Raw genomic sequence first — 26,455 nt, 5'->3', positions numbered from 1 at the left:
GTATGCGGCTTCATCACCGTCGCGGGCGTCGCTGGCGACGACACCGGCGGTGGCGATTCCATAGGGAGCCGTTCGGGCATGCATCGCATATCCGGGCATGGGCGGATGCGGGGCGACCGGTCGCAGTGCCGGCATGGATGCGGGGTACTCCCGGAGCGTGCCGCAGGACCTTGACCCCGCTTGCGTCCGCCCGTGCCGACGCGGAAACTGCGCCGATGCGGGCGCCTTCGCCGGCGAAGGGGCAGGGGATGGCTGGTTTTGGTTTGTTCAAGCGGCTGGTGGGCAGCGAGCGCCGCCTCAGCGAGCCGCGCGTGCGCGCGCCGGTGGCCACCCGCGTGCTGGTGGTGGACGACTCCGCGACGATACGCGCGGTGCTGGGCAAGATGCTCGCGCAGGACGGCTACGAGGTGTTCAAGGCCGAGGATGGCGAAAGCGCACTGGCGCTGGCGCGCAGCGAGCATCCGGCGCTGGTCTTCCTCGACATCGTGCTGCCCGGCATGTCCGGCTTCGAAGTGCTGCGCACGCTGCGGCGCGAAGCCGCCACCCGCGACGTTCCCATCGTGATGATCAGCGGCAACGTGCAGGCCACCGAGCAGTTCTACGTGCAGCGCTACGGCGCCGACGACTTCATGAAGAAGCCGTTCGGCCGCGAGGAAGTGTTCGAGCGCATCTGCCAGCTGGTACTGGCCAGCCGCCTGCCGGCGCGCACCTCGACCGTCAAGCCCGCGTTGCCGCAGGGCGTGAGCCAGGCCGAATGGGACGCGATCCCCGACATCGCGATGCCGGACGAGGCGCACATGGCGCCGCCGGCTCCGGGCGATCAGTAAGGGCCAGTCATTACATCCACACTGTTCCCACTCAACCCCTCCCTTCGAAGGGAAGGGTTGAGTGGGAAGTGCGGCCATGGATGGCCGCCCGTTTGATTCTCGCGATCAGGGATGATCGCAAAGATCACCTCAGGTCGAAGCGGTCGAGGTTCATCACCTTGGCCCAGGCCGCCACGAAGTCGCGCACGAACTTCTGCTTGCCGTCGGCGCTGGCGTAGACCTCGGCCAGCGCGCGCAGCACCGCGTTCGAGCCGAATACCAGGTCGGCGCGGCTGCCGGTGTACTTCAGCGCGCCGATCTTGCGGTCGCGGCCTTCGAACAGCTCGCCGGCCGGCTTCCATTCGGTGGCCATGTCCAGCAGGTTGACGAAGAAGTCGTTGCTGAGCACGCCGGGGCGGTCGGTGAGCACGCCGAGCGCGCTGCCGTCGTGGTTGGCGCCCAGCACGCGCAGGCCGCCGACCAGCGCGGTCATCTCCGGCGCGGTCAGGGTGAGCCGTTGCGCCTTGTCGACCAGCAGGTGTTCGGCAGGGACGTCCGTCTTCGCCTTGAGGTAGTTGCGAAAGCCGTCGGCAAAAGGTTCCAGGTGGCCGAAGGACTCGACGTCGGTCTGCTCGGGACTTGCATCCACGCGCCCCGGCGCGAACGGTACTTCGACGGCGGTGCCGGCGGCCTTCGCCGCCATCTCGATGCCCACGCCGCCGGCCAGCACGATCACGTCGGCCAGCGAGGCCTTGCCCGAGGCCCGCTGGATTTCCTCCAGCTTCGGCAGCGCCTTGATGGCCTGTGCGTTGACCACCCAGTCCTTCTGCGGCGCGAGGCGGATGCGCGCACCGTTGGCGCCGCCGCGCTTGTCGCCGCCGCGGAAGGTGGAAGCCGAAGCCCAGGCGAGCGAAACCAGTTGCGACACGCTCAGCCCCGAGGCGGCGATCTTCGCCTTGAGGTCGGCGATGTCGGCGGCGCTGGGATGGTGCGTGGCCTTGGGCAGCGGGTCCTGCCAGAGCAGGTCTTCCGCCGGCACTTCCGGGCCCAGGTAACGCGCCTTCGGGCCGAGGTCGCGATGGGTCAGCTTGAACCACGCACGCGCATAGGCGTTCGCGAACGCCTGTGGATCGTCGCGGAAGCGGCGCGAGATCTTTTCGTAGGCCGGGTCGAAGCGCAGCGACAGGTCAGTGGTGAGCATGGTCGGCCGGCGTTTCGGCGAATCGGGCGACGGGCCGGGGATGATCGCGTCGCTGCCCTTGGCCACCCACTGCTGCGCGCCGGCCGGGCTCTTTTCCAGCTCCCACTCGAAGTCGAACAGGAACTTGAAGAAGTCGTTGCCCCATTGCGCCGGCGTGCTGGTCCAGGTGACTTCGAGGCCGGAGCCGATCGCGTCCTTGCCCTTGCCGCTGGCGAAGTCGTTGGCCCAGCCCAGGCCTTGCTGTTCCAGCGTGGCGGCTTCGGGTTCGGCGCCGACGTGGCTGGCCGGCGCGGCGCCGTGGGTCTTGCCGAGGGTGTGGCCGCCGGCGATCAAGGCCACGGTTTCCTCGTCGTCCATCGCCATGCGTGCGAAGGTCTCGCGGATGTCGTGCGCGGCGGCGCGCGGGTCGGGATTCCCATCCGGGCCTTCCGGATTCACGTAGATCAGGCCCATCTGCACGGCGCCCAGCGGATTGTCGAGCGCTCGTTCGCCGGGCTGGCCGTGCGAGTAGCGGCTGCCCGGCGTGCTGCTCACGGCCAGCCATTCGGTTTCGTTGCCCCAGGACACGTCGAGGTCGGGCTCCCACACATCCTCGCGGCCCGCGGCGAAGCCGAAGGTGCGGAAGCCGCTGGATTCCAGCGCCACGTTGCCGGCCAGCACGATCAGGTCGGCCCAGGAGATCCGCTGGCCGTATTTCTGCTTGAGCGGCCACAGCAGGCGGCGCGCCTTGTCGAGGTTGACGTTGTCCGGCCACGAGTTGAGCGGTGCGAAGCGCTGCTGGCCGCGGCCCGCGCCGCCGCGGCCGTCGCCGACGCGGTAGGTGCCGGCACTGTGCCAGGCCATGCGTATCATCAGGCCGGCGTAGCTGCCGAAGTCGGCGGGCCACCAGTCCTGCGAGGTTGTCATCAGCGCCAGCAGGTCCTTCTTCAGCGCGGCGTAGTCGAGCTGCCTGAAGGCGTCGCGGTAGTCGAACGCCGTGCCCAGCGGATTGGATTTTTCGGAATGCTGGCTCAGCAGGTCGAGCCGCAGCTGCTTCGGCCACCAGTCGCGGTTGGTGGTGCCGGTGGTGGTCTGGTGGAAGGGGCACTTCGCTTCGGCGGACATGGAATTTCTCCTCGGACGTGGGGTGGCCGGGACCAATCTACGCAGCTGCGGCCATTCGCGGAATTCGAATGTTCCAATGCCTTCGATAGCGTCTGGCTATCGACTGGCGTGAAGCACGCAGCATGCCGGATGCACCGTGACGGAGAGGTGTCGCTGGTTCAGCGCAATCCGTGGCGGCCAGGGAGGCCGGGACTCAGTCGATCAGATCGTGCGCGGTGGCGCGCGCTGCTGCGCGTATTTCATCGCGGAAGGCATCGTCCTCGATGGTGCGCGCCAGCACCATGCCACCCACGCACAGTGCGGCGAGGGCGAGTCCGCGCTGGCGCGCGGCCTGCGCGTCGGCCGACGCGTCGACACTTTGCGCGAGCATGCCGGCCATCCGTTCGAGCAATCCGCAGTAGGCGCGCTTCACGCCGGGGCTGGCGCGCGCCACGTCGGAAGGCAGGGCGATCATCGGGCAGTGGCCTTCGATGTCGTCCAGGTGCTCGCGGGAGAGGTAGACGTCGACCATCTGGCGGGCGAATGCGGTTCCGCAGCGACCCGGGTCGAAGTCCAGTTCGGGCCAGCGATCGACCGGGTTGAAGTCCTGATAGGCAGCCACCGCTTCCACGAATAGTTCCTCCTTGGTCTGGAAATGGTTGTAGAAGCCGCCACGGGTGAGTTTGGCCTTGGCCATGATCTCGTCGATCGAGACTTCGCTGAAGCCCTTGCGGTTGAACAGCACGCGGGCGCACTCGACGATGCGCGCGCGGGTCCGCTGCTTGTGTTCGGCGCTGTACGGCATGGTGATTTCCTCCGGTACCGCTACAGCGTAGCGCCGACTCTGAATATGTTCTTGAACATATGTAGATGCGGCGCAGACTGGCCTCCTCCATCACCGAGGAGCACCCCATGAAGCTGTACTACGCCGAGACCTTCAATCCCCGCAAAGCCTGCGCGGTGGCGAAATACCTCGGGTCGCCGGTCGACTACGTGCGCGTCGACCTCGCGCATGGCGAGCACCGGCAGCCGCCCTATCTCGCGCTGAACCCGAATGGCAAGGTGCCGCTGCTGATCGATGGCGCACTGCACCTGTGGGAGGCCGACGCGATCATGGTGCACCTGGCGACCAGGGCCGGCTCGGACCTGTGGCCGTCCACGCCTGCGTCGCAGGTCGAGGTGCTGCGCTGGCTGTCGTGGAACCAGGCGCATTTCTCGCGGCACGGCGCCGCGCTGTATTTCGAGCATCTGATCAAGCCCTGGCTGGGCATGGGCGAGGCCGATGCGGCCGCGGTGGCGGAGGCGGAGAAGTTGTTCCGGCATTTTGCGGCCGTCCTCGATACGCACCTGGCTGCGCACGAATGGCTGGTGGACGATCGCCTCGGCGTGGCGGATTTCGCCGTCTCCACGCCGCTGGGCTGGGCGAAGGAAGCACGTCTGCCGCTGGAGGGTTTCGAACACGTCGGGCGCTGGCACCGGCAGTTGCAGGCCTTGCCGGCATGGCGCGAGCCATTCCCGGCCGCGCTTGCCACCGATGCCGCGGCCTGAACCCACTCCGCAGACGAGGTACGAGCCATGCGCAAACTGATTGCCTTCGAGATGCTGACGCTGGACGGCTGCTACGCCAGCACGGACGGCGATTTCAGCTGGGCCCACCGGCGCGAACGCGATGCGGAATGGGATGCCTTCGTGCAGGGCAATGCAGGCAGCGGTGGCGCGCTGGTATTCGGGCGCGCCACCTACGAGATGATGGTGTCCTGGTGGCCCACGCCGGCGGCGGCGCAGAACGAGCCACAGGTGGCCGAGCGCATGAACGCGCTGCCGAAGTTCGTCTGCTCGCGCACGCTGCACGAAGCGACCTGGAACAACACGATCCTGCTGAGGGGCGACGCGGTGCCGCGACTGCAGGCGTTGAAACGCGAGCCCGGTACGAACCTGGTGATCCTCGGCAGCGGCGGGCTGGTGGCGGCGCTGGCACAGGCCGGGCTGATCGACGAATACCAGTTGGCATTCATCCCGGTCGTGCTGGGCAGGCGCGGCAGGCCGTTGTTCGGCAGCTTCGAATCCGGCATGGACCTGCGCCTCACGCAGTCGCGACGCTTCGGCAACGGCAACATGCTGCTCTGCTACGAGCCGCAGGGGCGCGCCAGCGGATCTTGAGAGTTCGACTGCCGGAGCCGGTGCTGCGGCACCGGCTTCAGCGCAGGCCTTTCAGCCGGTACAGCGCCTCCAGCGCTTCGCGCGGCGTCAGCGCGTCGGGGTCGATGGCATCCAGCGCGTGTTCCGCGGCCGAAGGGGCGGGTGGTGCGAACAGGCCGAGTTGCGGCGAGGCGTTGGCGGCTGGAGCCGCTGCGCCGGCATGCGCGTGCATGCCGCGCTCCAGTTCGGCCAGCGTGCGCCGCGCATCGGCGATCACCGCTTTCGGCAGGCCGGCCAGCGCCGCCACCTGCAGGCCGAAGCTGCGGTTGGCCGGGCCGTCCTTCACCGCGTGCATGAACACCAGTTGCTCGCCGTATTCCACGGCGTCGAGGTGCACGTTGGCGATGGCGGGATATTCGTTGGCGAGCTCGGTCAGCTCGAAGTAGTGCGTGGCGAACAGGGTGAACGCGCGGCTCGTCGCGGCGAGGTGCACCGCCGCCGCACGTGCCAGTGCGAGGCCGTCGTAGGTGCTGGTGCCGCGGCCCACTTCGTCCATCAGCACCAGGCTCAGCGCGGTGGCGTTGTGCAGGATGTTGGCGGTTTCGCTCATCTCCACCATGAAGGTGGACTGGCCACGCGAGAGGTCGTCGCCCGCGCCGATGCGGGTGAAGATGCGGTCGATCGGGCCGATCACGGCGTGGCTCGCCGGCACGTAGCTGCCGATATGGGCGAGCAGCACGATCAGCGCGTTCTGCCGCATGTAGGTGCTCTTGCCGCCCATGTTGGGGCCGGTGATGACCAGCATGCGGCGGGCGTCGTCGAGTGTGAGGTCGTTCGGCTCGAACGGTTCCTCGCGCACCTTTTCCACCACCGGGTGGCGGCCGCGCTCGATCGCGATGCCGGGTTCGTCGGCGAGTCGCGGCGCCGTCCAGTCCAGCGTCTCGGCGCGTTCGGCCAGCGTGGCCAGCACGTCGAGTTCGGCGATGGCGGCCGCGGCCTGCTTCAGCGGCTCCAGTTTCTCGGTGAGCGTATCGAGCAGCGCCTCGTACAGCGCGCGTTCGCGCATCAGCGAGCGCTCCTTCGCGCTGAGCACCTTGTCCTCGAACTGCTTGAGTTCCTCGGTGATGTAACGCTCGGCGTTCTTGGTGGTCTGCCGGCGCGTGTAATGCGTGGGCGCCCTGTCGGACTGCGCCTTGCTGATCTCGATGTAGTAGCCGTGCACGCGGTTGTAGCCCACCTTCAGCGTGGGGATGCCGCTGGCGGCCTTCTCGCGTTCTTCCAGTTCGACCAGGTACTGGTCGGCGTGGGTGGAGAGCCGGCGCAGTTCATCGAGCTCGGCGTCGTAGCCGTCGTTGATGACGCCGCCGTCGCGTTGCAGCACCGGCGGCTGCGGCACGATGGCGCTTGCAAGCAAGGCGGCGTTGTCGGCGTGGTCGCCGATGCGCTCGACCAAGGCGTGCAGCAACGGGCTGTCCAGATGTTCGATGTGCGCCCGCAACTCTGGCGCAGCAAGCAGGCCGTCGCGCAGCGTGGACAAATCGCGCGGCCTTGCCGAACGCAGCGCCACACGCGCAAGAATGCGTTCCAGATCGCCGATGCCGCGCAACTGCTCGCGCAATGCCTCGTACTGGCGGTTGTCGATCAGCGCGCCGATGGCCTGGTGACGCGCGCGCAACACCTCTCGCGAGCGCAGCGGCCGGTTGAGCCAGCGACGCAGCAGACGCGCACCCATCGGCGTCACCGTTTCGTCCAGCACGCCGAGCAGGGTGTGCTCGGTACGGCCGCTGGGGTGGGTGTCGAGTTCGAGGTTGCGGCGCGTGGCGGCGTCCAGCGCGATGGTCTCGCTGGCCGATTCCACCGCCATGCCGCTGAGGTGCGGCAGCGCGCTCTTCTGGGTTTCCTCGACATAGCCGAGCAGGCAGCCGGCGGCGCCGATGGCCAGCGGCAACTGGTCCACGCCGAAGCCGCCGAGGTCGCGCGTGCCGAAGAAGCGGTTGAGTTCGCGCCGTGCCGCATCGCTCTCGAAATGCCACGGCGGGCGCTTGCGCAGGCCGGGCAGGGCGGCGACCAGTTTCGGCCAGGCCACGCTTTCGTCGACCAGTGTCTCCGCCGGCTGCAGGCGCGCGAGCTCCGCGGCCAGCGCCTCCGCGTGCGGCACTTCGCTGAGCAGGAAGCGGCCGCTGGAGAGGTCCACCCAGGCCAGGCCGTAGCCATCCTTCGCGCCTGTACCGATCGCCAGCAGCAGGTTGTCGCGGCGTTCCTCCAGCAGCGCGGCGTCGGTCACCGTGCCCGGCGTCACCACGCGCACCACCTTGCGCTCCACGATGCCCTTGGCCAGCGCCGGGTCGCCGATCTGCTCGCAGATCGCCACCGACTCGCCGAGGCGCACCAGCTTCGCCAGGTAGTTCTCCACCGCGTGGTACGGCACGCCCGCCATCGGGATCGGCGCACCCGCCGACTGCCCGCGCTGGGTCAGCGTGATGTCCAGCAAGCGCGCCGCCTTGCGCGCGTCGTCGTAGAACAGCTCGTAGAAGTCCCCCATGCGGAAGAACAGCAGCACGTCCGGGTGCTTGGCCTTGGCGCCCAGGTACTGGCGCATGAGTGGAGTGTGTTCGGCGCTGTTGTCGGCCATTCCCGTGCAGTGTCCTGATGCATGACGCCGGCGCCGCGTGCGCCGGCCAAAGACGTTCACTTTAGCGGCTTGGCCCCTGCTTGTTGAGCGCACGGCGGGTGCCGGTGGATCCGCGCCTTCCCGGCGTTGCTGCACTGCAATGGTGCACGCGCGGAATTTTTAGGCATGGGCTGGTGCAGCGTGACGCGCATTTGCCAGTGGCGTTGTCCGCAACGCCGCGTTTTTTGCCGTGTACAGGCGTGGCATGCGTGTTGCTAAGCAGCACATGTGGGGTACTGCAGGCGAGGCCGGGGCAGTGCGGTGGCTGGCGGGACGCGATTCGTCATCTTCGAGCGGAGGTGGTATGTCGGGCAAGGCGACACGGATCGAACTGTTGCAATGGCGCACGCCGCAGATGCGCGCGTTCCATCTGAGCTGGCTGGCGTTCTTCGCGTGTTTCTTCGCGTGGTTCGCGGTGGCGCCGCTGATGCCGCTGGTGCGCGCCGAATTCGGGCTGGATGCGGGGCAGGTGGCCAACATCACCATCGCCGCGGTGGCCGTCACCGTGTTCGGGCGCCTGCTGGTAGGGCCGCTGTGCGACCGGTTCGGGCCGCGGCGGACTTACGCAGGCCTGCTCCTGCTGGGGGCGGTTCCCGTGTTCGGCATCGCGCTGGCGCAGGGATATGCCTCGTTCCTGCTGGCGCGGCTGGCCATCGGCATGGTGGGCGCAGGCTTCGTGATCACGCAGTACCACACGTCGGTGATGTTCGCGCCCAACGTGGTGGGCACGGCCAACGCGACGGCGGCGGGTTGGGGAAACGCAGGCGGCGGCGCGGCGCAGGCGGTGATGCCGCTGGTGCTGGCCGGCGTGCTGGCGCTGGGCATGGCGCAGGGCCTGGGCTGGCGCATCGCCATGCTGCTGCCGGGCGTGCTGCTGGTCGTGGTGGGCGTGCTGTATTGGCGCCATGCGCAGGATGGCCCCGAAGGCGACTATCGCGTCCTGCACGCGCGCGGCACGGTGGCGGGCGGCGGCAAGCGCGGCGGCTGGTCGGCGTTCGCGCGGGCCGCGGGCAACTATCGCGTGTGGATGCTGTTCGTCACGTATGCGGGCTGCTTCGGCATCGAGCTGTTCGTGCATGGCGTCGCGGCGGCCTATTACGTGGATCGTTTCGGCCTGAGCCTCGCCAGGGCCGGCATGGCGGTGGGCTGTTTCGGCCTGCTGGCGCTGTTCGCGCGGGCCCTTGGCGGGGTCGCCTCCGATCGCCTGGCGCGACGCCATGGGCTGCCAGCCCGGGCTCGCCTGCTTTGCGTGCTGATGTTCTGCGAAGGCGTCGGGCTGCTGTGTTTCTCCGGCACCCACGCCGCCGGCACCGCGATCGCGGCCATGCTGGCGTTCGGCCTGTTCACCCACATGGCCTGCGGAGCGACGTACGCGCTGGTGCCCTTCATCGATCGCCGGGCGCTTGGCGGCGTGGCCGGCATCGTCGGCGCAGGCGGCAACGTGGGCGCGGTGGCCGCTGGCTTCCTGCAGAAATACACCGGTTCGGTGCAGCAGACCTTCCTGCTGCTGGGCGGCTTCGTGATCGCGGGCTCCGCATGCGCACTGGCCGTGCGCTTCAGCCGCGAGCACGTCGCCGACGAGGAAAAGCTCTATCGCGAGGCACTGCAACAAACGGGCGGGCCGGCACTGGCCATCGACTGAATCGGCGGGAGGGCATCGGCATGGGGATGAAGCTTGTCGTCGTGGGCAACGGCATGGTTGGCCACAAGTTGCTGGAGGAGCTGGCGGCGCTGCGTCCGCCGGGGTTGGAGATCACCGTGCTGTGCGAGGAAACCCGCCCGGCCTACGATCGCGTGCACCTGTCGGAATTCTTTGCCGGCAAGAGCGCGGACGATCTCTCGCTGGTGGCGCCGGGGTTCTTCGAGCAGGCCGGCATCGGCCTGCGGCTGGCGACGCGCGCGACGGGCATCGATCGCGCGCTCAAGCGCGTGGCCACCAGCGATGGCGGCGTCATCGCCTATGACAAGCTGGTGATCGCCACGGGCTCGGTGCCGTTCGTGCCGGCCATCCCCGGCAACGACCGCGACGCCTGCCTGGCGTACCGCACGCTGGACGACCTGCATGCGCTGTCGCACTGGGGCGCGCGTTCCACGCATGGTGTGGTCGTTGGCGGCGGCCTGCTCGGCCTCGAATGCGCGAAGGCGCTGCGCGACATGGGGCTGGAGACGCACGTGGTGGAATTCGCCCAGCGCCTGATGGCGGTGCAGGTGGACGATGCGGGCGGCCAGCTGCTGCGCAGGACCATCGAGGAACTCGGCCTGGTCGTGCACACCGGCAAGAACACGCTGGCGATCGGCGACGGCGAGGCGAAACGCCACCGCATGACGTTCGCCGATGGCAGCCACCTGGAAACCGACCTCATCGTGTTTTCCGCGGGCATCCGCCCCCGCGATGAGCTGGCGCACGCCAGCGAGCTGGGCGTGGGGCAGCGCGGCGGCATCATGGTGGACAACTTCTGCCGCACGCGCGACCGCGACGTGTACGCCATCGGCGAGTGCGCGCAGTGGGGCGGCAAGGTGTTCGGGCTGGTGGCGCCGGGTTACGAGATGGCGCGCGTGGTCGCCAACCACCTGAACGCGCTGCTGGTGCGCAACCAGGCGGCCAGCCTGCCCGAGTTCGCGGGCGCGGACATGTCCACCAAGCTCAAGCTGATGGGCGTGGACGTGGCCAGCATCGGCGACGCGCACGGCGCGACGCCGGGCAGCCGCACCTACCAGTTCAGCGACGGGCACAGGCACGTCTACAAGAAGCTGGTGGTGTCGCAGGACGGCAAGCGCCTGCTCGGCGGCGTGCTGGTGGGCGACGCGACCGACTACGGCAGCTGGCTGCAGATGATGCTCAACGGGCTGGAGCTGCCCGAGGCGCCGGAGTCGCTGATCCTGCCTGCGGTCGAGGGTGCGGCGAAACCCGGCCTGGCCGTGGATGCGCTGCCGGCGACCGCGCAGATCTGCTCCTGCAACAACGTGAGCAAGGGCCAGCTGTGCGAAGCCGTGGCGGCGGGCGCCACCTCCATCGGCGCACTGAAGCAGGCCACGCGTGCCGGCACGACCTGCGGCGGCTGCGTGCCGCTGGCCACCCAGATCATGAAGGCGGAGATGAAGCGCCGCGGGCTCGCGGTCAACAACCACTTGTGCGAGCACTTCCCCTATTCGCGGCAGGAGCTCTACCACCTGGTGCGCGTGGGTCGGATCCGCCGCTTCGACGAACTGCTGGCGCGCCACGGCCACGGGCTGGGCTGCGACATCTGCAAGCCCGTGGCGGCCAGCATCCTGGCCTCGTGCTGGAACGAGTTCGTGCTGCAGCAGGAGCACGCCTCGCTGCAGGATTCCAACGACTATTTCCTCGCCAACATCCAGAAGGACGGCACCTACTCCGTGGTGCCGCGCATGCCGGGCGGCGAGGTGACGCCGGACGGACTGATCGCGATCGGCCGGATCGCGCGGAAGTACGGCCTGTACACCAAGCTCACCGGCGGCCAGCGCGTGGACATGTTCGGCGCGCGGGTGGAGCAGCTGCCGCTGATCTGGGAGGAGCTGATCGCGGCGGGTTTCGAATCCGGCCATGCCTACGGCAAGTCGCTGCGCACGGTGAAGTCCTGCGTGGGCTCCACCTGGTGCCGCTACGGCGTGCAGGATTCCGTGGGCAAGGCCATCGACCTGGAGCATCGCTACAAGGGTCTGCGCTCCCCGCACAAGCTGAAATTCGCGGTGTCCGGCTGCACCCGCGAATGTGCGGAGGCGCAGGGCAAGGACGTCGGCATCATCGCCACCGAGAAGGGCTGGAACCTCTACGTCTGTGGCAACGGCGGCATGAAGCCGCGACACGCCGAGCTGCTGGCCGGCGACCTCGACGGGGACACGCTGGTCCGCACCATCGACCGCTTCCTGATGTTCTACATCCGCACCGCCGACCGCCTGCAGCGCACCAGCACGTGGCGCGACAACCTGGAGGGCGGCATGGACTACCTGCGCGACGTGATCGTCAACGACAGCCTGGGCATCGCCGGGGAGCTCGAATCCGAGATGAAGCACGTCGTCGACACCTACGAGTGCGAGTGGAAGCGCGCCGTCGCCGATCCGCAGGTGCGCCGACGCTTCCGCCATTTCGTCAACAGCGAGGCGGCCGACGACGGCGTGTCCTTCGTGCAGGAACGCGGGCAGATACGGCCGGCCAGCGCCGGCGAAAAGCAGTCGCGACCCGGCCGCATCCCGGTCGTGGTGGAAACGGAGTGAGCCATGGCGAGCAAAGATCACGCGGAGTGGGAATCGGTCTGCGGCATCGACGACATCGTCCCGGACACCGGCGTCTGCGCGCTGGTGGACGGCGAGCAGGTCGCGGTGTTCCGCATGGCCAGCGGCGAACTGCATGCCATCGGCAACGTCGATCCGTACTCGGGCGCGGCGGTGCTTTCCCGCGGGCTGGTCGGCGACATCGGCGGGCGGCTGGTGGTGGCCTCGCCGATCCACAAGCAGCATTTCGACCTGCGCACGGGGGCCTGCCTGGAGTCGCCGGCGCTGGGCGTGCCTGCGTGGCAGGTGCGGTGCGAGGACGGCCGGGTGCAGGTCAGGCGCGGCACGGCATGAGCAAGGCCCGCCCCCGCCTGGTGGTGATCGGCAACGGCATGGCCGGCATACGCGCGGTGGAGGAACTGCTGCAGCTGGCGCCGGATCTCTACGACATCACCGTGTTCGGCGCGGAGCCGTACGGAAACTACAACCGCATCCTGCTCTCCATGCTGCTCAGCGGCGAGAAGCAGGCGGACGAGATCGTGCTCAACGCGCCGGCGTGGTATGCCGCGCACGGCATCGAACTGCACATGGACGATCCGGTGGTGGCGGTGGACCGCGTGCGTCGCACGGTGCGCTCGCGCAACGGCGCGCTGCGCCACTACGACCGCCTGCTGGTGGCGACGGGATCGCGGCCCGTCATGCTCGACGTGCCGGGCAGCGGCCTGCCCGGCATCGTCTGCTTCCGCAACATCGGGGACGTCGAGTGCATGCTGCAGTCGGCGGGGCGGTACCGGCATGCGGCGGTGATCGGCGGCGGGTTGCTCGGCATCGAGGCGGCCAACGGATTGTCGCGGCGTGGCATGCACGCCACCCTGATCCATCGCAGTCACGTGCTGCTCAACCAGCAGCTCAATCCCGACGCGGCCAGCCTGCTGGCACGCAACCTGGAGGGCCGTGGGTTGGCCCTGCGCCTGGGTGCGGAGACGTCGCGCTTCGAAGGCGTGCAGCGGGTGGAGCGGGTGCGCCTGGCCGACGGCGGCCATGTCGACGCCGACCTGGTGGTGGTGGCGATCGGCGTGCGGCCGGACATCGCGCTGATGCAGGCGAGCGGCATCCACTGCGAGCGCGGCATCGTGGTCGACGACACCCTGCAGACGTACGACCCGCAGGTCTACGCCGTCGGCGAATGCGTGCAGCACCGCAAGGCCACGTTCGGCCTGGTCGCGCCGGTGTGGGAGCAGGCACGGGTCTGCGCATCGCACCTGGCGCGCTTCGGCCACCGCCGCTACCGCACGGCGCAGACCGCCACCCGGCTGAAGGTGACGGGCATCGACCTGTATTCGGCGGGCGATTTCATGGGCGGCGCGGGCACCGAGGACCTGGTGCTGCGTGATCCCCGGCGCGGCGTCTACAAGCGCCTCGTGCTCAGCGGCGATCGCCTCGTCGGCGCGGTGCTGTATGGCGACGCGCGCGACGGCGGCTGGTATTTCGACCTGATCAGCCGCGGCACGGACGTCGCGCGCTGGCGCGACCGCCTGCTGTTCGGGCAGGCGTATTGCCAGCCGGCCGCGGTGCCGGCATGAGTGCGCGCACCGCCACCACCTGTCCCTACTGCGGCGTCGGCTGCGGCGTGCTGGCGGTCGTGGACGCGTCGGGCGCGGTGAGCGTGGCCGGCGATCCGCTGCATGGCTCGAACCACGGCAGGCTCTGCGTGAAGGGTGCGGCACTCGGCGAGACCGTGGACCTGCAGGGGCGCCTGCTGCATCCGCTGCTGCGCGGCGCGGCGGGGGAGTTCGTCCGCACCCGCTGGGACGACGCGCTGGAGCGCGTGGCGGGCGGCTTCCGCCGCGTGATCGAACGGCACGGGCCGGACGCCGTGGCCTTCTACGTGTCGGGGCAACTGCTCACCGAGGACTACTACGTCGTCAACAAGCTCGCCAAGGGCTATGTCGGCACGGCGAACATCGACACCAATTCGCGCCTGTGCATGTCCTCCGCGGTCGCCGGCCACAAGCGCGCCTTCGGCGAGGACGTGGTGCCGGGATGCTACGAAGACCTCGGCCAGGCGGAACTGCTCGTGCTGGTGGGCTCCAATACGGCATGGTGCCATCCGGTGGTGTTCCAGCGGATCGCGGCCGCGAAGGAAGCGGGCGCGCGCGTGGTCGTGATCGACCCGCGCTTCACCGCCACCTGCGAGTCGGCGGACCTGCACCTGCCGGTGAAGCCAGGCACGGATGTCTGGCTGTTCAACGGCCTGCTGGCCTTCCTGTTCCGGCATGGCGTGATGGACGTGCCCTTCGTCGAGGCGCATACGCAGGGCCTGGCGCAGGCGCTCGCGGCGGCGGAAGGCGATGCGCCGGATCTCGCGGAAGTGGCGCGCAGCTGCGGCGTGCAGCTCTCCGAACTGCTGGCGTTCTACCGCCTGTTCGCCCGCCACGAAAAGACCGTCACGCTGTTCTCGCAAGGCGTCAACCAGTCGTCCAGCGGCACCGACAAGGTCAACAGCATCATCAACTGCCACCTGCTGACGGGGCGCATCGGCAAGCCGGGCGCGGGCCCGTTCTCGCTCACCGGCCAGCCCAACGCGATGGGCGGACGCGAGGTGGGTGGCCTGGCCAACATGCTCGCCGCGCACATGGAGCTGCACGACCCGGTGCACCGGGACATCGTGCAATCGTTCTGGGCCTCGCCGCGCATGGCGTCGCAACCGGGCCTGAAGGCGGTGGCGCTGTTCGACGCGATCCTCGAGGGCAGGGTGAAGGCGCTGTGGATCATGGGCACCAACCCGGTGGTGAGCCTGCCCGACGCCGACCGCGTCAAGCGTGCGCTGGATGCGTGCGAGCTGGTGGTGTGCTCGGACATCGTCGAGCGCACCGACACCACCCGCCACGCCCATGTGCTGCTGCCTGCGCTGGGCTGGGGCGAGAAGGACGGCACCGTCACCAGCTCGGAGCGGCGCGTGTCGCGGCAACGCGCCTTCCTGCCGGCGCCCGGCGAGGCGCGCGCGGACTGGCGCATCGTCTGCGACGTGGCGCGGCGCATGGGTTTCGATGACGGCTTCGGTTTCGAAACGCCGCAGCAGATCTTCGCGGAGCACGCGCGGCTGACCGCCTTCCGCAACCACGCGCCGGATCGCGACGGGGCGCCGGCAGCGCCGCGCCTGTTGGACCTGGCGGGGCTCGCTACGCTGTCGCCGCAGGCTTATGCGGAACTCGCGCCGGTGCAGTGGCCGGTGGACGCGACGGGCGAGGGCACCCGCCGGCTGTTTTCCGATGGCCGGTTCGCGCATGCCGACGGTCGTGCGCGCTTCGTCGCCACGCCGGGGCGCGCGCCGCTGCATGCGCCGGACGCGGAGTATCCGCTGGTGCTCAACACGGGACGCGTGCGCGACCACTGGCACACCATGACGCGCACCGGCAAGTCGCCGCGGCTGGCCGGGCACATCGGCGAGCCCTACATCGACATGCACCCGCACGACGCTCTGTGCAGCGGCATCCGCGAAGGCGAGCTGGCGCGCGTGCAGTCGCGCTGGGGCTCGATGGTGGCGCGCGTGCGCCATGGCGGCGACATGCTTTGCGGCCAGGTGTTCGTGCCGATCCACTGGAACGACCAGTTCGCCTCCGACGCGCGCGTGGGCGGCGTGGTGAATCCGGCGGTCGACCCGGTGTCCGGCGAGCCCGAGTTCAAGCACACGCCGGTGCGCATCGAACCGTTCCCGGTGCGCTGGTACGGCTTCGCCTTCGGGCGGCGCTTGCTGCCGGCCTCCGGGCTGAGCTACTGGACGCTGATCCGCGGCGAGCGCTTCTATCGCTACGAGCTGGCGCACCGCGAGCGGCCGAAGGATTGCGGCGCGTGGGCCAGGGCCTGGCTGGGCGTGGACGACGCGGAGGCGGACTGGCTGGAGTACGAAGACCGCGCCACCGGCGTCTACCGCGCGGCCCACGTGCGCGACGACCGCATCGAGGCGTGCGTGTTTCTCTCCTCGCGGCCGGACCTGCCGTCGCGGCACTGGCTGGCGGGCCTGTTCGCGCATGCGCGGCTGGACGACGGCGACCGTGCCGGCCTGCTGCTCGGCGAGCCGCCGGGTGCCGGCGCCGACACCGGCCCGCTGGTGTGCTCGTGCTTCGGCGTGGGCAGGAACACCCTGTGCGAGGCCATCCGCCGGGACGGGCTGGATACGCCCGCGAAGATCACCGCCGCGCTGCGCGCGGGCGGCAATTGCGGTTCGTGCGTGCCGGAGCTGCAGCGGCTGATCGCCGAATCGCGTACGGCAAGCGAGGCATGACATGAATCACGGCCGGTCAGGAGGTGCTGCATGAGGCTCTATCCGTTGTTCGCCGACGTGGGCGATCTCCCGGTGCTGGTGGTGGGCGGCGGCGGCGTGGCGAAGCGCAAGGCGCAGGCGCTGCTCGATGCGGGCGCCAGGGTGCGGATCGGCGCACCCCGCTTCGAACCGGAGCTGGCCGCATGGATCGAGGCGGGGCAGCTGCAGTCGTTCCACGGCGAATTCGAGCCGGCGTGGCTGGAGGGCATGTGGCTGGTGATCGCCGCCACCGACGATCGCGGGGTCAACCAGCGGATCGCCGCCTGCGCGAAGGAGCGCCGCATCTTCGCGAACGTGGTGGACGACGCGGCGCTCTCGCGCTTCCACGTGCCCGCCGTGGTGGATCGCTCGCCGCTGGTCGTGGCGATTTCCACCGCGGGCGCCGCGCCGGCCATCGCGCGGCGCGTCCGCGAGCTGCTGGAACGCGTGCTGGACCATGCACTCGGGCGGCTGGTGGCGCTGGCGGAGCGCCATCGCGCCCGCGTGGTGGCCCGCTTCGCCGACACCGCGTCGCGGCGCGGCTTCTACGACTGGCTGCATGACGGTTCCGTACTCGCGTTGCTGCGCAATGCAAGGCCGGCGGAGGCGGAGCAGGCCATGCTCGCAGCGCTGGAGGCGGCGGGCCCGGCGCCTGCCCAAGGTTCGGTGGCGCTGGTGGGCGCGGGGCCGGGACATCCGGGCCTGCTGACGCTGCAGGCGCTGCGTACCCTGCAGCAGGCCGACGTGGTGCTCTACGACCAGCTGGTCGGCGACGAAGTGCTGGCGATGGCGCGGCGCGACGCCGAGCGCATCGACGTCGGCAAGCGCTGCGGCGGACGCCAGGTGGCGCAGGAGCATACGCACCGGCTGATGCTGGCGCATGCGCGGGAAGGGCGCCGCGTGGTGCGCCTGAAGGGCGGCGATCCGTTCGTGTTCGGCCGTGGCGGCGAGGAGCTCGCCTTCCTGCGCGCGCACGGCGTGGCCTGTGAAGTGGTGCCGGGGATCACGGCCGCCGTGGCCTGCGCCGCGTTCGCCGGCATCCCGCTCACCCATCGCGACCACGCGCAGTCGGTCTGCCTGCTGACGGCGCACGGCAAGGACGCGGCCGACGCATGGGCCGGGCAGGCGCATGGCGACCCGCGCCAGACCCTGGCGGTCTACATGGGCGTGGAGAAGATCGAGGCGCTGGCCGCGCAGCTGATCTCCCGGGCGCGCAGTGCGGAAACGTCGTGCGCGATCATCGAGAACGGCACGCTGCCGCAGCAGCGCGTGATCGTGGGGACGCTGGGCACGCTGCCTGCGCTGGCGCGGCGCCATGCCGTGCAGACGCCGGCCTTGCTGATCATCGGCGAAGTGGCTGCATTCGCACGCCAGCACGCCTGGTTCGGTGCACTGGTCGACGCCGGCCCGGCTGGTGTGCCGGATCGGCAGGTCTGTCTGGAGACGGCGTGTTGACGAGTCTGCGGAATGCCGGGAGATGGCGATGACGGAGGTGAAGGCATCTGATGGCCCGCTGCGCGGCCGCTGCATCGCGGTACCCGAGTCGCGCGAGCTGGACGTGTTCGCTTCGCTGCTCGAGCGTCGCGGTGCCAGCGTGTGGCGCTGCCCGCTGGTGGACATCCGCGACGCGGCGGATCCCGGACCGGTACTGGCCTGGGTGGACCAGGTCAACGCCGGCGGTTGCGACGACCTGCTGCTGTTCACCGGCGAGGGATTGCATCGCCTGCTCGGCATCATCGACCGGCACGCGCCCCGATCACGCCGGCCTTTTGTCGAGCGCCTCGCATCGATGCGCCTCGTCGCGCGCGGCCCCAAGCCCGGGCGCGTGCTGCGCGAGCTGGGCCTGCGGCCCGACGTGGTGGTCGAGCCCGCCACCACGCAGGGCATGATCGATTGCCTGCGTGGAGTCGACCTGCGCGCGCGGCGCGTCGGCGTCCAGTTGTACGGCACCGATCCCAACGCAGCCCTGATGGACTTCCTCGCCAGCGCGGGGGCTGTCGCGCTGCCGGTGGCCCCCTATCGCTACGCGGACGCTGCCGACGACGCACAGGTGCAAGACCTAGTCGAGCGCATGCGGCAGGGCGCCATCGACGCCATCGCCTTCACCAGCATGCAGCAGGTGGAGCGGCTGTTCCGGGTGGCGGGGACCGCGGTGCAGCAGGAGGCCTTGAGTGCCGCCCTGTCGCGCACGGTCGTGGCGGCCGTGGGGCCGCTGGTGGCCGATGCGCTGTCCCGGCATGGGGCAACGGTCCAGGCGATTCCGGCAGGCAACTACTACCTCAAGCCGTTGACGCAGGCACTCATCGCCGTGCTGTCGCGTTGAGGCGGATCACGAGGCGGGGTTGGCGCCATCGCTCCAAAGGGGTAGAACGGTGAGCCCATCCGATGTTGCGGGTATCCCCAGGAGTTCCATTGTGGCTTTGCCTGTCCCTTCCGATGCCGAGCTCAAGGCGCTGGCCGAGCAGGTGGCTGTCGCCACCCAGCGGGAACGCCTGATGCTGGTGACCGCCGAATCGTGCACGGGAGGCTGGGTGGCCAAGACGCTCACCGACCTGCCGGGCAGCTCGGCCTGGTTCGACGCCGGCGTGGTCACCTACAGCTACGAGGCGAAGCAGGCGTTGCTGGGCGTGGACACGCGCACGCTGGAGCATGCCGGTGCGGTGAGCGAGGAAACCGCGCTGGAAATGGTGTCCGGCGCGCTGGCCCGCTTCGGCGCGGGCGTGGCGGTGGCGGTCACCGGCATCGCCGGGCCCGGTGGCGGAACCACGGACAAGCCGGTGGGCACGGTGTGGATCGCATGGAAGCGCCGCGGTGGTTATGCCCACGCGCGACTGTTCCATTTCCCGGGTGACCGCGAGGCGGTGCGCCGGCAGACCGTGGCCGCCGCGCTCCACGGTTTGCGGAAAACCCTGACCGAGTGAGGCAGGCCCGGCCGACGGTACGGCTTGACCGGTGTGGGATACTGCTTGTTCGTCGTGATCGCAGCCCGTGAGATGCAGCCCGGGCATCATGGCCCTACATTCGCAGCCAACCGGAACCAAGACGATGGATGACAACAAGCGCAAGGCGCTAGCCTCCGCCCTCGGCCAGATCGAAAAGCAGTTCGGCAAGGGCGCCGTGATGCGCATGGGCGACCGCACCAACGAGGCGATCGACACCGTGTCCACCGGTTCGCTGGGCCTGGACATCGCGCTGGGCGTGGGCGGCCTGCCGCGCGGCCGCGTGGTCGAGATCTACGGTCCGGAATCCTCGGGCAAGACCACGCTGACCCTGCAGGTGATCGCCAACTGCCAGAAGAATGGCGGCACCGCGGCCTTCGTCGACGCCGAGCACGCGCTCGATCCCTCCTATGCCCAGAAGCTGGGCGTGAACGTGGACGACCTGCTGGTCTCGCAGCCGGACACCGGCGAACAGGCGCTGGAAATCGCCGACATGCTGGTGCGCTCCGGCGCGGTGGACGTGGTGGTGGTCGATTCGGTGGCCGCGCTCACGCCCAAGGCGGAAATCGAGGGCGAGATGGGCGACTCGCACGTCGGCCTGCACGCCCGCCTGATGAGCCAGGCGCTGCGCAAGCTCACCGCCAACATCAAGAAGTCGAACTGCCTGGTGATCTTCATCAACCAGATCCGCATGAAGATCGGCGTGATGTTCGGCAGCCCCGAGACCACCACCGGCGGCAACGCGCTGAAGTTCTACGCCTCGGTGCGCCTGGACATCCGCCGCACCGGCGCGGTGAAGAAGGGCGAAGAGGTGATCGGCTCCGAGACCCGCGTCAAGGTGGTCAAGAACAAGGTGGCGCCGCCGTTCCGCCAGGCCGAGTTCGAGATCCTCTACGGCGAGGGTTCCTCGCGCGAAGGCGAGATCATCGAGCTGGGCGTGGCGCAGAACCTGATCGACAAGTCCGGCGCCTGGTACAGCTACAAGGGCGATCGCATCGGCCAGGGCAAGGAAAACGTGCGCCAGTTCCTGCGCGACAACCCGGCCATCGCCAACGAGATCGACGCCGAACTGCGTGCCCGCCTGCTGGTGGGTGGCGCGGGCAAGGCTGCGGCCTCCGAGGAAGCGCTGGAAGAGGCGTGATGACTCGCCGCCCTGCTCCCTCGCCTGCGTGCAGGGGAGGGGCAGGGTGGACAGGGCACTTGCATGAAACGCCGCGACGGCGCCCCCGACAAACCGCGCCCCACCGCCTACGACAAGGCGCTGGGCCTGCTTGCGCGCCGCGAACAGTCGAAACGCGAACTGCGCCGCAAGCTCGACCAGGGCGGCTACGCCGGCGAGGAATCCGACGCAGCCTTGGCCCGGCTCGGCGACCAGCGTTACCAGGACGACGAACGCTTCGCCGCCATGCTCCTGCGCAACCGCGCCTCGCAAGGCTATGGCCCCGCGCGCATCCGCATGGAGCTGAAAACCCACGGCCTGGCGGACGCGGCGATCCGCCAACTGCTGGACGAGTGCGAGGTGGACTGGAACGCCAGCGCGATGAACCAGCTGCGTCGCCGCTACGGCGGCAAGCCCGCCGCGGATCGCGAGGAGCAGGGCAAACGAGCGCAATTCCTCCTGCGCCGCGGTTTCTCCGCCGCCACGGTAAGATATGCGACCCACGCCGACGTGGACGAAGCCGACGAGGAGACTTGATCGCGGCGGAGTAGCGGCGTGCCTCCCCGCAGCCATCGCCGCCACGCATGAAAACCGCCGACATCCGTTCGACCTTCCTCGACTTCTTCCGCGCGAAAGGCCACACCATCGTGCCTTCCGCCTCGTTGGTGCCGGCCAGCGACCCGACCCTGCTGTTCACCAACTCGGGCATGGTGCCGTTCAAGAACGTGTTCCTGGGCAGCGAGAAGCTGCCCTACGTGCGCGCGGCCGACGTGCAGCGCTGCCTGCGCGCAGGCGGCAAGCACAACGACCTGGATGCCGTGGGCTACACCGCGCGCCACCACACCTTCTTCGAGATGCTGGGCAACTGGTCGTTCGGCGACTACTTCAAGCGCGAGGCGATCGGCTGGGCGTGGGAGCTGCTCACCGGCGTGTTCAAGCTGCCGGCCGAAAAACTGTGGGTCACCGTCTACCACACCGACGACGAGGCCCACGACATCTGGCACAGGCAGGTCGGCGTGCCGGCGGAGCGCATCGTGCGCATCGGCGACAACAAGGGCGCCCCGTTCGCCTCCGACAACTTCTGGCAGATGGCCGACACCGGCCCCTGCGGCCCCTGCACCGAGATCTTCTACGACCACGGCGCGGACGTGGCCGGCGGGCCGCCCGGCTCGCCCGACGAGGACGGCGACCGCTACATCGAGATCTGGAACCTGGTGTTCATGCAGTTCGACCGCGCGCCTGATGGCACGCTGTCGCCGCTGCCCGCTCCCTGCGTGGACACCGGCATGGGCCTGGAGCGCCTCGCCGCCGTGCTGCAGCACGTGCACTCCAACTACGAGATCGACCTGTTCCAGCACCTGATCAAGGTGGCTGCGGAACTGACCGGCACGAAGGACCTGGCCAACCAGTCGCTGCGCGTGATCGCCGACCACGTGCGCGCCTGCTCGTTCCTGATCGTGGACGGCGTGCTGCCGTCGAACGAAGGCCGCGGCTACGTGCTCCGCCGCATCATCCGCCGCGCGCTGCGCCATGGCTGGATGCTGGGCGTGCGCGGCGACTTCTTCTGGAAGATGGTGCAGCCGCTGGTCGAGGAGATGGGCGAGGCCTATCCCGAGCTGAAGGCGAAGCAGGCTTTCGTGGAGGACGCGCTGCGTACCGAGGAGCAGCGCTTCGGCGAAACGCTGGAACACGGCATGCGCGTGTTCGACGAGGTCACGGCCAGGTCTTCCGGCAAGACCATCGCCGGCGCGGACGCGTTCCGCCTGTACGACACCTACGGCTTCCCGGTCGACCTCACCGCCGACATCGCGCGCGAGCGCGGCCTCGCGGTGGACATGGCCGGCTTCGAGCAGGCCATGAACGAGCAGCGCGAGCGCGCCCGCGCCGCGGGCAAGTTCGAGGCCAAGGGCCAGATGCCGGCGGAACTCGCCAGCCAGCTCGCGCCTACCGCTTTCCTCGGCTACGAAGCCTTGGCCGCGACGGGCTGCAAGGTGCTGGGCATCGTGCGCGACGGTCGCCAGGTCAGCCAGCTTGGCGAGGGCGAACAGGGCTTCGTGCTGCTCGACCGTACGCCGTTCTACGCCGAGTCCGGTGGCCAGGTGGGCGATACCGGCACGCTGTCGAGCGGCGTCGGCCGCTTCGAGGTGGCCGACACGCTGAAGATGGGCGGCGTGTTCTTCGGCCACGCCGGCGCCTGGCATGGCGCGCAGCCGCTCAAGGCAGGCGACCTGGTGGATGCGCAGGTCGATGCCGCGCGCCGCCAGTCCATCGTGCTCAACCATTCCGCCACCCACCTGCTGCACGCCGCGCTGCGCAAGGTGCTGGGCACCCACGTTGCGCAGAAGGGTTCGCTGGTGGCGCCGGAGCGCCTGCGCTTCGACTTCGCCCACCACAAGCCGATGAGCCGCGCGGAACTCGCCGAAGTGGAGGCGCTGGTCAACGCCGAGGTGCGCCGCAACGCCGCCGCCGAAGTGCGCCAGATGGCCTACGACGATGCCATCGCCTTCGGCGCGATGGCGCTGTTCGGCGAAAAGTACGGCGACGAAGTGCGCGTGCTGAGGATGGGCGAGTTCTCCACCGAGCTGTGCGGCGGTACCCACGTGGGCCGTACCGGCGACATCGGCCTGTTCAAGATCGTGGCCGAATCCGGCGTGGCCTCCGGTGTGCGCCGCATCGAGGCGGTCAGCGGCGCCGGTGCATTGTCCTTCGTGGCCGACGAGGAGCGCCGCCTCGGCGAACTATCGCAGCTGCTCTCCGGCAGTGGCGACGACGCCGTCGAGAAGCTGCGCCAGCTGTTCGACAGACAGAAGAAACTGGAGCGCGAGCTGGAGTCGCTGCGCGCAAAGGCCGCGGGCAACGCCACCGCCGAACTGGCGAACGGTGCGCAGGACGTCGACGGCATCAAGGTCGTGGCCGCGCGGCTGGAAGGCCTGGACGCCAAGGCGCTGCGCGACGGCGTGGACCAGCTCAAGCAGCAACTGGGCGACTGCGTGATCCTGCTGGCGGGCGCGGCGGACGGCCGCGTGTCGCTGATCGCCGGTGTGCACGGCAAGGCGCTGGGCCGCATCAAGGCCGGCGACGTGGTCGCGCACGTGGCGAAGCAGATCGACGGCAAGGGCGGCGGCCGGCCCGACATGGCGCAGGGCGGCGGCGTCGATGCCCCCGGCCTGTCAACGATGCTGGCGGGCTTGCCGTTGTGGGTTTCGGGCCAGTTGTCGGCCTGAGCGGGGCATCCATCGCAATGCGCGCAGGCGAGCCTGCGTACATTGCACCAAGGATGGATGCTCGTTAGTATCGTTCGAATCCCCGCCGTTGCGGGCTGCGCACAATGATTGATTGTCGTGGCAGGCAGCCGGGATGGTGAGCCGGGAAGGCGGTAGGGCCTTCGGCGGATCGATCGTCGAACTGCGGTGACGGAGGCTCAGGGGTGAGGCGCCGTCGTCTGCAGGTTTGGAACCAGGAACCAATGGAGCAGCAACCATGTTGATTCTGACCCGCAGGGTTGGCGAAACCCTGATGATCGGCGACGAGGTGACCGTCACCGTTCTGGGCGTGAAAGGCAATCAGGTGCGCATCGGCATCAATGCGCCCAAGGACGTTGCCGTGCATCGCGAAGAGATCTACCAGCGCATCAAGAGCGGCCATGAGCCGGGTGCGCACGATGATGAAAGCCACTGATTCGTAGCCCTCGGGCTTTACGCCGAGCCAGCAGGCAGGTAAGCTTGCCGGCTCGCAGTAGCACCAAACCCGGAGAGATGCCCGAGTGGCCGAAGGGGCTCCCCTGCTAAGGGAGTATAGGGTCAAAAGCCTTATCGAGGGTTCGAATCCCTCTCTCTCCGCCAGTACTGCCAAGCCCCTGAGAAATCGGGGGCTTTCGCTTTTCCGGGGGCAAGCCCTCCACTCCGCGCATCACTCCACCAGCGAGCGGGTCCGCGTGTCCTGGGCTGCCTTCGGCGGGCCGCTCCGGACGTCCGGCATACTCGCCAGGGAATCCCGGCGCATCCGGTCCGCGGGATGGGCGGGACCGGGGGCGCCCGCAGCCTGCGCCGCCGGCGCGTGCACCTCCGCGGCCCATTCCAGCCATTCGGACAGCACGATGAGGTTCCACAGACCGCGTGCGTGATCCGCCCGCCGTTGCAGGTGTTCCTCCAGCAATGCCAGCGCCGCGTCCGTTCGGATGCCCGCGCTGCCGAGGGTTTCCACTGACAGCCTTGCCGTGACCCAGTCACGCAGGGGGCCGCGCAACCATCGGCCCAGGGGCACGGAGAGGCCGCGTTTCCGGCGCTCGACGATCTCCGCTGGCAGATAGCGGCGCGCGTAGTCCTTCAGGAAGGCCTTGGTGCGAAGCCGCCTGATCCTGGCATTCGCCGGCAGGGTGCTCGCGTATTCGACCACGGCGCGATCGAGGAAGGGCGCCCGGATTTCCAGGCCATGGCACATCCCGCCGCGATCGGCCTTGGCCATCAGGGCATCCGGCAGCGAGTGCTCGAAATCGTGGCTTTGAACCAGGTCGAGCAAGGGCAGTTCGCGGTGCTGGAGCGGAGCTGCCGGGCAGTCTACGCCCAGTCGCTGGATCCACGCCGGCGACAGGTTCGCGTTCCACAGCAGATGCCGTGTCAGGCCGTCGCATGCCTGTCCGTCGACGAACTTCTTGAGCAGGAAGGACAGCGCGACTTTCCTGTCGCTGACGGGGAGGGCGGCGGCAAGACCGTGGATCGCCTTGCGCAAGGCCGCCGGCAGTCTGCCGTAATGCGATGACCACAGCGCACCAAGGTATGTCGGGTAGCCGCCGAACAATTCGTCGGCGCCTTCGCCGGCCAGCAGCATCTTGACGTCGCTGGATGCGCGCCCGGTGACCAGGAACAACGGAAGCCATGCGGGATCGGCCAGCGGTTCCCCGGTTGTCCGGATCAGGTGCCGGAGCATCTGCGGCACCTGGGGTGCGCCGAGCGTGACCGTGGTGAGCGGGCAGTCGTGCAGGCGGGCGACGGTCTGCGCGCTGCTTCCCTCGTCGAAGGAGTCTTCGTCGAAGCGGATGCAGTAGGCCTTGAGCTCGCGCGCGGGGCGCACCTGGCGCGCCACGGCCGTGATGAGCGAGGAATCCAGCCCGCCACTGAGCAATACGCCGTAATCCACGTCGACATCGGTCTGCCGCTCGATCGCGCCGCGGAAGATGGCGTCGAACGTGGACGCGCTGGGCGGCGCGGTCGGTTTCCGGCCGATGGGCGATGTCCAGTAGCGCATGTGGCGCGTCTTGTTTCCTTCCCGCACGATCATCTCGCCAGGGCAGACCTTGAACTGCTGGGCGAACAGCGTCCCGGGAGACGGGCAATAGCCCGAGCGCAGGTAGTGGGCCAGGGCCTGCCGGTCCATCCCGTTGCGCGCCGGCGCGGCAGCCTGCAGCGCGGCGGACTCGGATGCGAACCAGGTGCCTTGCGCGGACGTGGCGTAGTACAGGTGCCTTTCCCCGGCGCGGTCCCGGGCAAGGATGAGGCGCTTTTTCCGCGGGTCCCACAGCGCCATGGCGAACACGCCATCGAGGTGTTCGAGAAAGCCGAGGTCGTGCTCGAGGTAGAGCGGTGCGATGACGGCGATGTCGCTGCTTGACCGGATCGCGTGCCCTTGCGCGGCGAGCGAGGCGCGCAGGGCGCGGTGATTGTCGATCTCGCCATTGCACGCCACGACCACGCCGGACTCGTGCACGAACAGCGGCGGCTGCAGTTGGTCGACGCCGCGTATCGCGAGCCGGTTGGCACCCATGCCGATGCCTTCGTCGGCGTATTCGGCCTGCCCGTCGGGACCGCGGTGCCGCATCGCCGAAAGCATGGCCTGCACCTGGCGCGCGATCGCCTCGCGGGAGCCTTCGTGGTGGTTCATCAAGACGCCGCCAATGCCGCACATGCTCGCCTGCTCCTGGTGGATTG

19 protein-coding genes and 1 tRNA gene are annotated in these 26,455 nt (G+C 69.2%); 16 read left to right on the top strand and 4 right to left on the bottom strand.

What is annotated here, in order from left to right; genetic code table 11:
- Nucleotides 1–248 precede the first annotated feature (248 nt).
- A complete protein-coding gene (locus IHE47_RS04325) occupies nt 249–827 on the top strand; it encodes a response regulator (RefSeq protein WP_192104612.1) in 579 nt (192 codons plus the stop codon).
- 124 nt (nt 828–951) lie between these two features.
- Here IHE47_RS04325 and katG read toward each other — a convergent pair whose 3' ends face one another.
- Both katG and IHE47_RS04315 read right to left on the bottom strand, forming a co-directional pair.
- The gene (gene katG, locus IHE47_RS04320) at nt 952–3,111 is read right to left on the bottom strand and encodes a catalase/peroxidase HPI (protein ID WP_192104610.1); all 2,160 of its coding nucleotides are present in this window, start codon (nt 3,109–3,111) and stop codon (nt 952–954) included.
- A 193-nt stretch (nt 3,112–3,304) separates the two neighbouring features.
- The gene (locus IHE47_RS04315; protein ID WP_192104608.1) at nt 3,305–3,895 is read right to left on the bottom strand and encodes a TetR/AcrR family transcriptional regulator; all 591 of its coding nucleotides are present in this window, start codon (nt 3,893–3,895) and stop codon (nt 3,305–3,307) included.
- Between the two features lie 107 nt (nt 3,896–4,002).
- Between IHE47_RS04315 and IHE47_RS04310 the strand changes: the two genes are divergently transcribed.
- Together IHE47_RS04310 and IHE47_RS04305 are read left to right on the top strand one after the other, a co-directional pair.
- Nucleotides 4,003–4,638: a glutathione S-transferase family protein gene (locus tag IHE47_RS04310; protein ID WP_192104606.1), complete on the top strand. Its 636-nt coding sequence runs from the start codon at nt 4,003–4,005 to the stop codon at nt 4,636–4,638.
- A 27-nt stretch (nt 4,639–4,665) separates the two neighbouring features.
- Nucleotides 4,666–5,250: a dihydrofolate reductase family protein gene (locus IHE47_RS04305; RefSeq protein ID WP_192104604.1), complete on the top strand. Its 585-nt coding sequence runs from the start codon at nt 4,666–4,668 to the stop codon at nt 5,248–5,250.
- A 37-nt stretch (nt 5,251–5,287) separates the two neighbouring features.
- Here the strand turns inward: IHE47_RS04305 and mutS are convergent, their stop codons facing one another.
- Nucleotides 5,288–7,861 carry a DNA mismatch repair protein MutS gene (gene mutS / locus IHE47_RS04300; RefSeq protein ID WP_225561615.1) on the bottom strand — a complete coding sequence of 858 codons (2,574 nt, stop codon included), beginning with the start codon at nt 7,859–7,861 and terminating at the stop codon, nt 5,288–5,290.
- Between the two features lie 343 nt (nt 7,862–8,204).
- Here mutS and IHE47_RS04295 point away from each other — a divergent pair, with 343 nt between their 5' ends.
- From IHE47_RS04295 to IHE47_RS04235, 13 genes are all read left to right on the top strand, one after another.
- Nucleotides 8,205–9,542, top strand: a complete 1,338-nt coding sequence (locus IHE47_RS04295) for an MFS transporter (RefSeq protein ID WP_192104602.1) — start codon at nt 8,205–8,207, stop codon at nt 9,540–9,542.
- A 26-nt stretch (nt 9,543–9,568) separates the two neighbouring features.
- On the top strand, nt 9,569–12,133 hold the full coding sequence (gene nirB / locus IHE47_RS04290) for a nitrite reductase large subunit NirB (RefSeq protein WP_192104600.1): 2,565 nt from the start codon (nt 9,569–9,571) through the stop codon (nt 12,131–12,133).
- 3 nt (nt 12,134–12,136) lie between these two features.
- Nucleotides 12,137–12,484, top strand: coding sequence for a nitrite reductase small subunit NirD (gene nirD, locus IHE47_RS04285; protein WP_192104598.1), 348 nt, complete (start codon nt 12,137–12,139; stop codon nt 12,482–12,484).
- Complete coding sequence (locus IHE47_RS04280; RefSeq protein WP_192104596.1) at nt 12,481–13,713, top strand: FAD-dependent oxidoreductase; 1,233 nt, start codon at nt 12,481–12,483, stop codon at nt 13,711–13,713. The genes nirD and IHE47_RS04280 overlap by 4 nt, the downstream gene beginning before the upstream one ends.
- Nucleotides 13,710–16,415 (top strand): nitrate reductase, encoded by a 2,706-nt coding sequence (locus tag IHE47_RS04275; RefSeq protein ID WP_192104594.1) that lies wholly within the window; start codon nt 13,710–13,712, stop codon nt 16,413–16,415. The genes IHE47_RS04280 and IHE47_RS04275 overlap by 4 nt, the downstream gene beginning before the upstream one ends.
- A 30-nt stretch (nt 16,416–16,445) precedes the next feature.
- Complete coding sequence (gene cysG, locus IHE47_RS04270; protein WP_192104592.1) at nt 16,446–17,888, top strand: siroheme synthase CysG; 1,443 nt, start codon at nt 16,446–16,448, stop codon at nt 17,886–17,888.
- A 28-nt stretch (nt 17,889–17,916) separates the two neighbouring features.
- Entirely contained in the window at nt 17,917–18,756 is an 840-nt protein-coding gene (locus tag IHE47_RS04265; protein ID WP_225561614.1) for a uroporphyrinogen-III synthase, read from the top strand.
- 88 nt (nt 18,757–18,844) lie between these two features.
- The gene (locus IHE47_RS04260; protein ID WP_192104729.1) at nt 18,845–19,354 is read left to right on the top strand and encodes a CinA family protein; all 510 of its coding nucleotides are present in this window, start codon (nt 18,845–18,847) and stop codon (nt 19,352–19,354) included.
- A 124-nt stretch (nt 19,355–19,478) separates the two neighbouring features.
- Nucleotides 19,479–20,513, top strand: a complete 1,035-nt coding sequence (recA, locus tag IHE47_RS04255) for a recombinase RecA (RefSeq protein WP_192104587.1) — start codon at nt 19,479–19,481, stop codon at nt 20,511–20,513.
- A gap of 63 nt (nt 20,514–20,576) precedes the next feature.
- Nucleotides 20,577–21,068: a regulatory protein RecX gene (locus IHE47_RS04250; protein ID WP_192104585.1), complete on the top strand. Its 492-nt coding sequence runs from the start codon at nt 20,577–20,579 to the stop codon at nt 21,066–21,068.
- Between the two features lie 47 nt (nt 21,069–21,115).
- Nucleotides 21,116–23,755, top strand: a complete 2,640-nt coding sequence (gene alaS / locus IHE47_RS04245) for an alanine--tRNA ligase (protein WP_192104583.1) — start codon at nt 21,116–21,118, stop codon at nt 23,753–23,755.
- 256 nt (nt 23,756–24,011) lie between these two features.
- Nucleotides 24,012–24,209 (top strand): carbon storage regulator CsrA, encoded by a 198-nt coding sequence (gene csrA / locus IHE47_RS04240; protein WP_192104581.1) that lies wholly within the window; start codon nt 24,012–24,014, stop codon nt 24,207–24,209.
- Between the two features lie 71 nt (nt 24,210–24,280).
- Nucleotides 24,281–24,373 (top strand) — tRNA-Ser (locus IHE47_RS04235).
- A 67-nt stretch (nt 24,374–24,440) separates the two neighbouring features.
- Here IHE47_RS04235 and asnB read toward each other — a convergent pair.
- Nucleotides 24,441–26,432: an asparagine synthase (glutamine-hydrolyzing) gene (asnB, locus tag IHE47_RS04230; RefSeq protein ID WP_225561613.1), complete on the bottom strand. Its 1,992-nt coding sequence runs from the start codon at nt 26,430–26,432 to the stop codon at nt 24,441–24,443.
- Nucleotides 26,433–26,455: the final 23 nt, after the last annotated feature.

It is taken from the genome of Rhodanobacter sp. DHB23 (assembly GCF_014842975.1).
Taxonomy (GTDB): Bacteria; Pseudomonadota; Gammaproteobacteria; order Xanthomonadales; family Rhodanobacteraceae; genus Rhodanobacter_A.
This window is presented reverse-complemented; position numbering and strand designations above follow the sequence as displayed.

Coding starts and splice junctions, on each gene's coding strand:
- IHE47_RS04310 (WP_192104606.1), top strand. CDS start 4,003: ATGAAGCTGTACTACGCCGAGACCTTCAATCCCCGCAAAGCCTGCGCG.
- katG (WP_192104610.1), bottom strand. CDS start 3,111: ATGTCCGCCGAAGCGAAGTGCCCCTTCCACCAGACCACCACCGGCACC.
- IHE47_RS04265 (WP_225561614.1), top strand. CDS start 17,917: ATGACGGAGGTGAAGGCATCTGATGGCCCGCTGCGCGGCCGCTGCATC.
- IHE47_RS04325 (WP_192104612.1), top strand. CDS start 249: ATGGCTGGTTTTGGTTTGTTCAAGCGGCTGGTGGGCAGCGAGCGCCGC.
- nirB (WP_192104600.1), top strand. CDS start 9,569: ATGAAGCTTGTCGTCGTGGGCAACGGCATGGTTGGCCACAAGTTGCTG.
- recA (WP_192104587.1), top strand. CDS start 19,479: ATGGATGACAACAAGCGCAAGGCGCTAGCCTCCGCCCTCGGCCAGATC.
- IHE47_RS04250 (WP_192104585.1), top strand. CDS start 20,577: ATGAAACGCCGCGACGGCGCCCCCGACAAACCGCGCCCCACCGCCTAC.
- nirD (WP_192104598.1), top strand. CDS start 12,137: ATGGCGAGCAAAGATCACGCGGAGTGGGAATCGGTCTGCGGCATCGAC.
- csrA (WP_192104581.1), top strand. CDS start 24,012: ATGTTGATTCTGACCCGCAGGGTTGGCGAAACCCTGATGATCGGCGAC.
- IHE47_RS04315 (WP_192104608.1), bottom strand. CDS start 3,895: ATGCCGTACAGCGCCGAACACAAGCAGCGGACCCGCGCGCGCATCGTC.
- IHE47_RS04295 (WP_192104602.1), top strand. CDS start 8,205: ATGTCGGGCAAGGCGACACGGATCGAACTGTTGCAATGGCGCACGCCG.
- asnB (WP_225561613.1), bottom strand. CDS start 26,432: ATGTGCGGCATTGGCGGCGTCTTGATGAACCACCACGAAGGCTCCCGC.
- alaS (WP_192104583.1), top strand. CDS start 21,116: ATGAAAACCGCCGACATCCGTTCGACCTTCCTCGACTTCTTCCGCGCG.
- IHE47_RS04305 (WP_192104604.1), top strand. CDS start 4,666: ATGCGCAAACTGATTGCCTTCGAGATGCTGACGCTGGACGGCTGCTAC.
- IHE47_RS04275 (WP_192104594.1), top strand. CDS start 13,710: ATGAGTGCGCGCACCGCCACCACCTGTCCCTACTGCGGCGTCGGCTGC.
- mutS (WP_225561615.1), bottom strand. CDS start 7,861: ATGGCCGACAACAGCGCCGAACACACTCCACTCATGCGCCAGTACCTG.
- IHE47_RS04280 (WP_192104596.1), top strand. CDS start 12,481: ATGAGCAAGGCCCGCCCCCGCCTGGTGGTGATCGGCAACGGCATGGCC.
- cysG (WP_192104592.1), top strand. CDS start 16,446: ATGAGGCTCTATCCGTTGTTCGCCGACGTGGGCGATCTCCCGGTGCTG.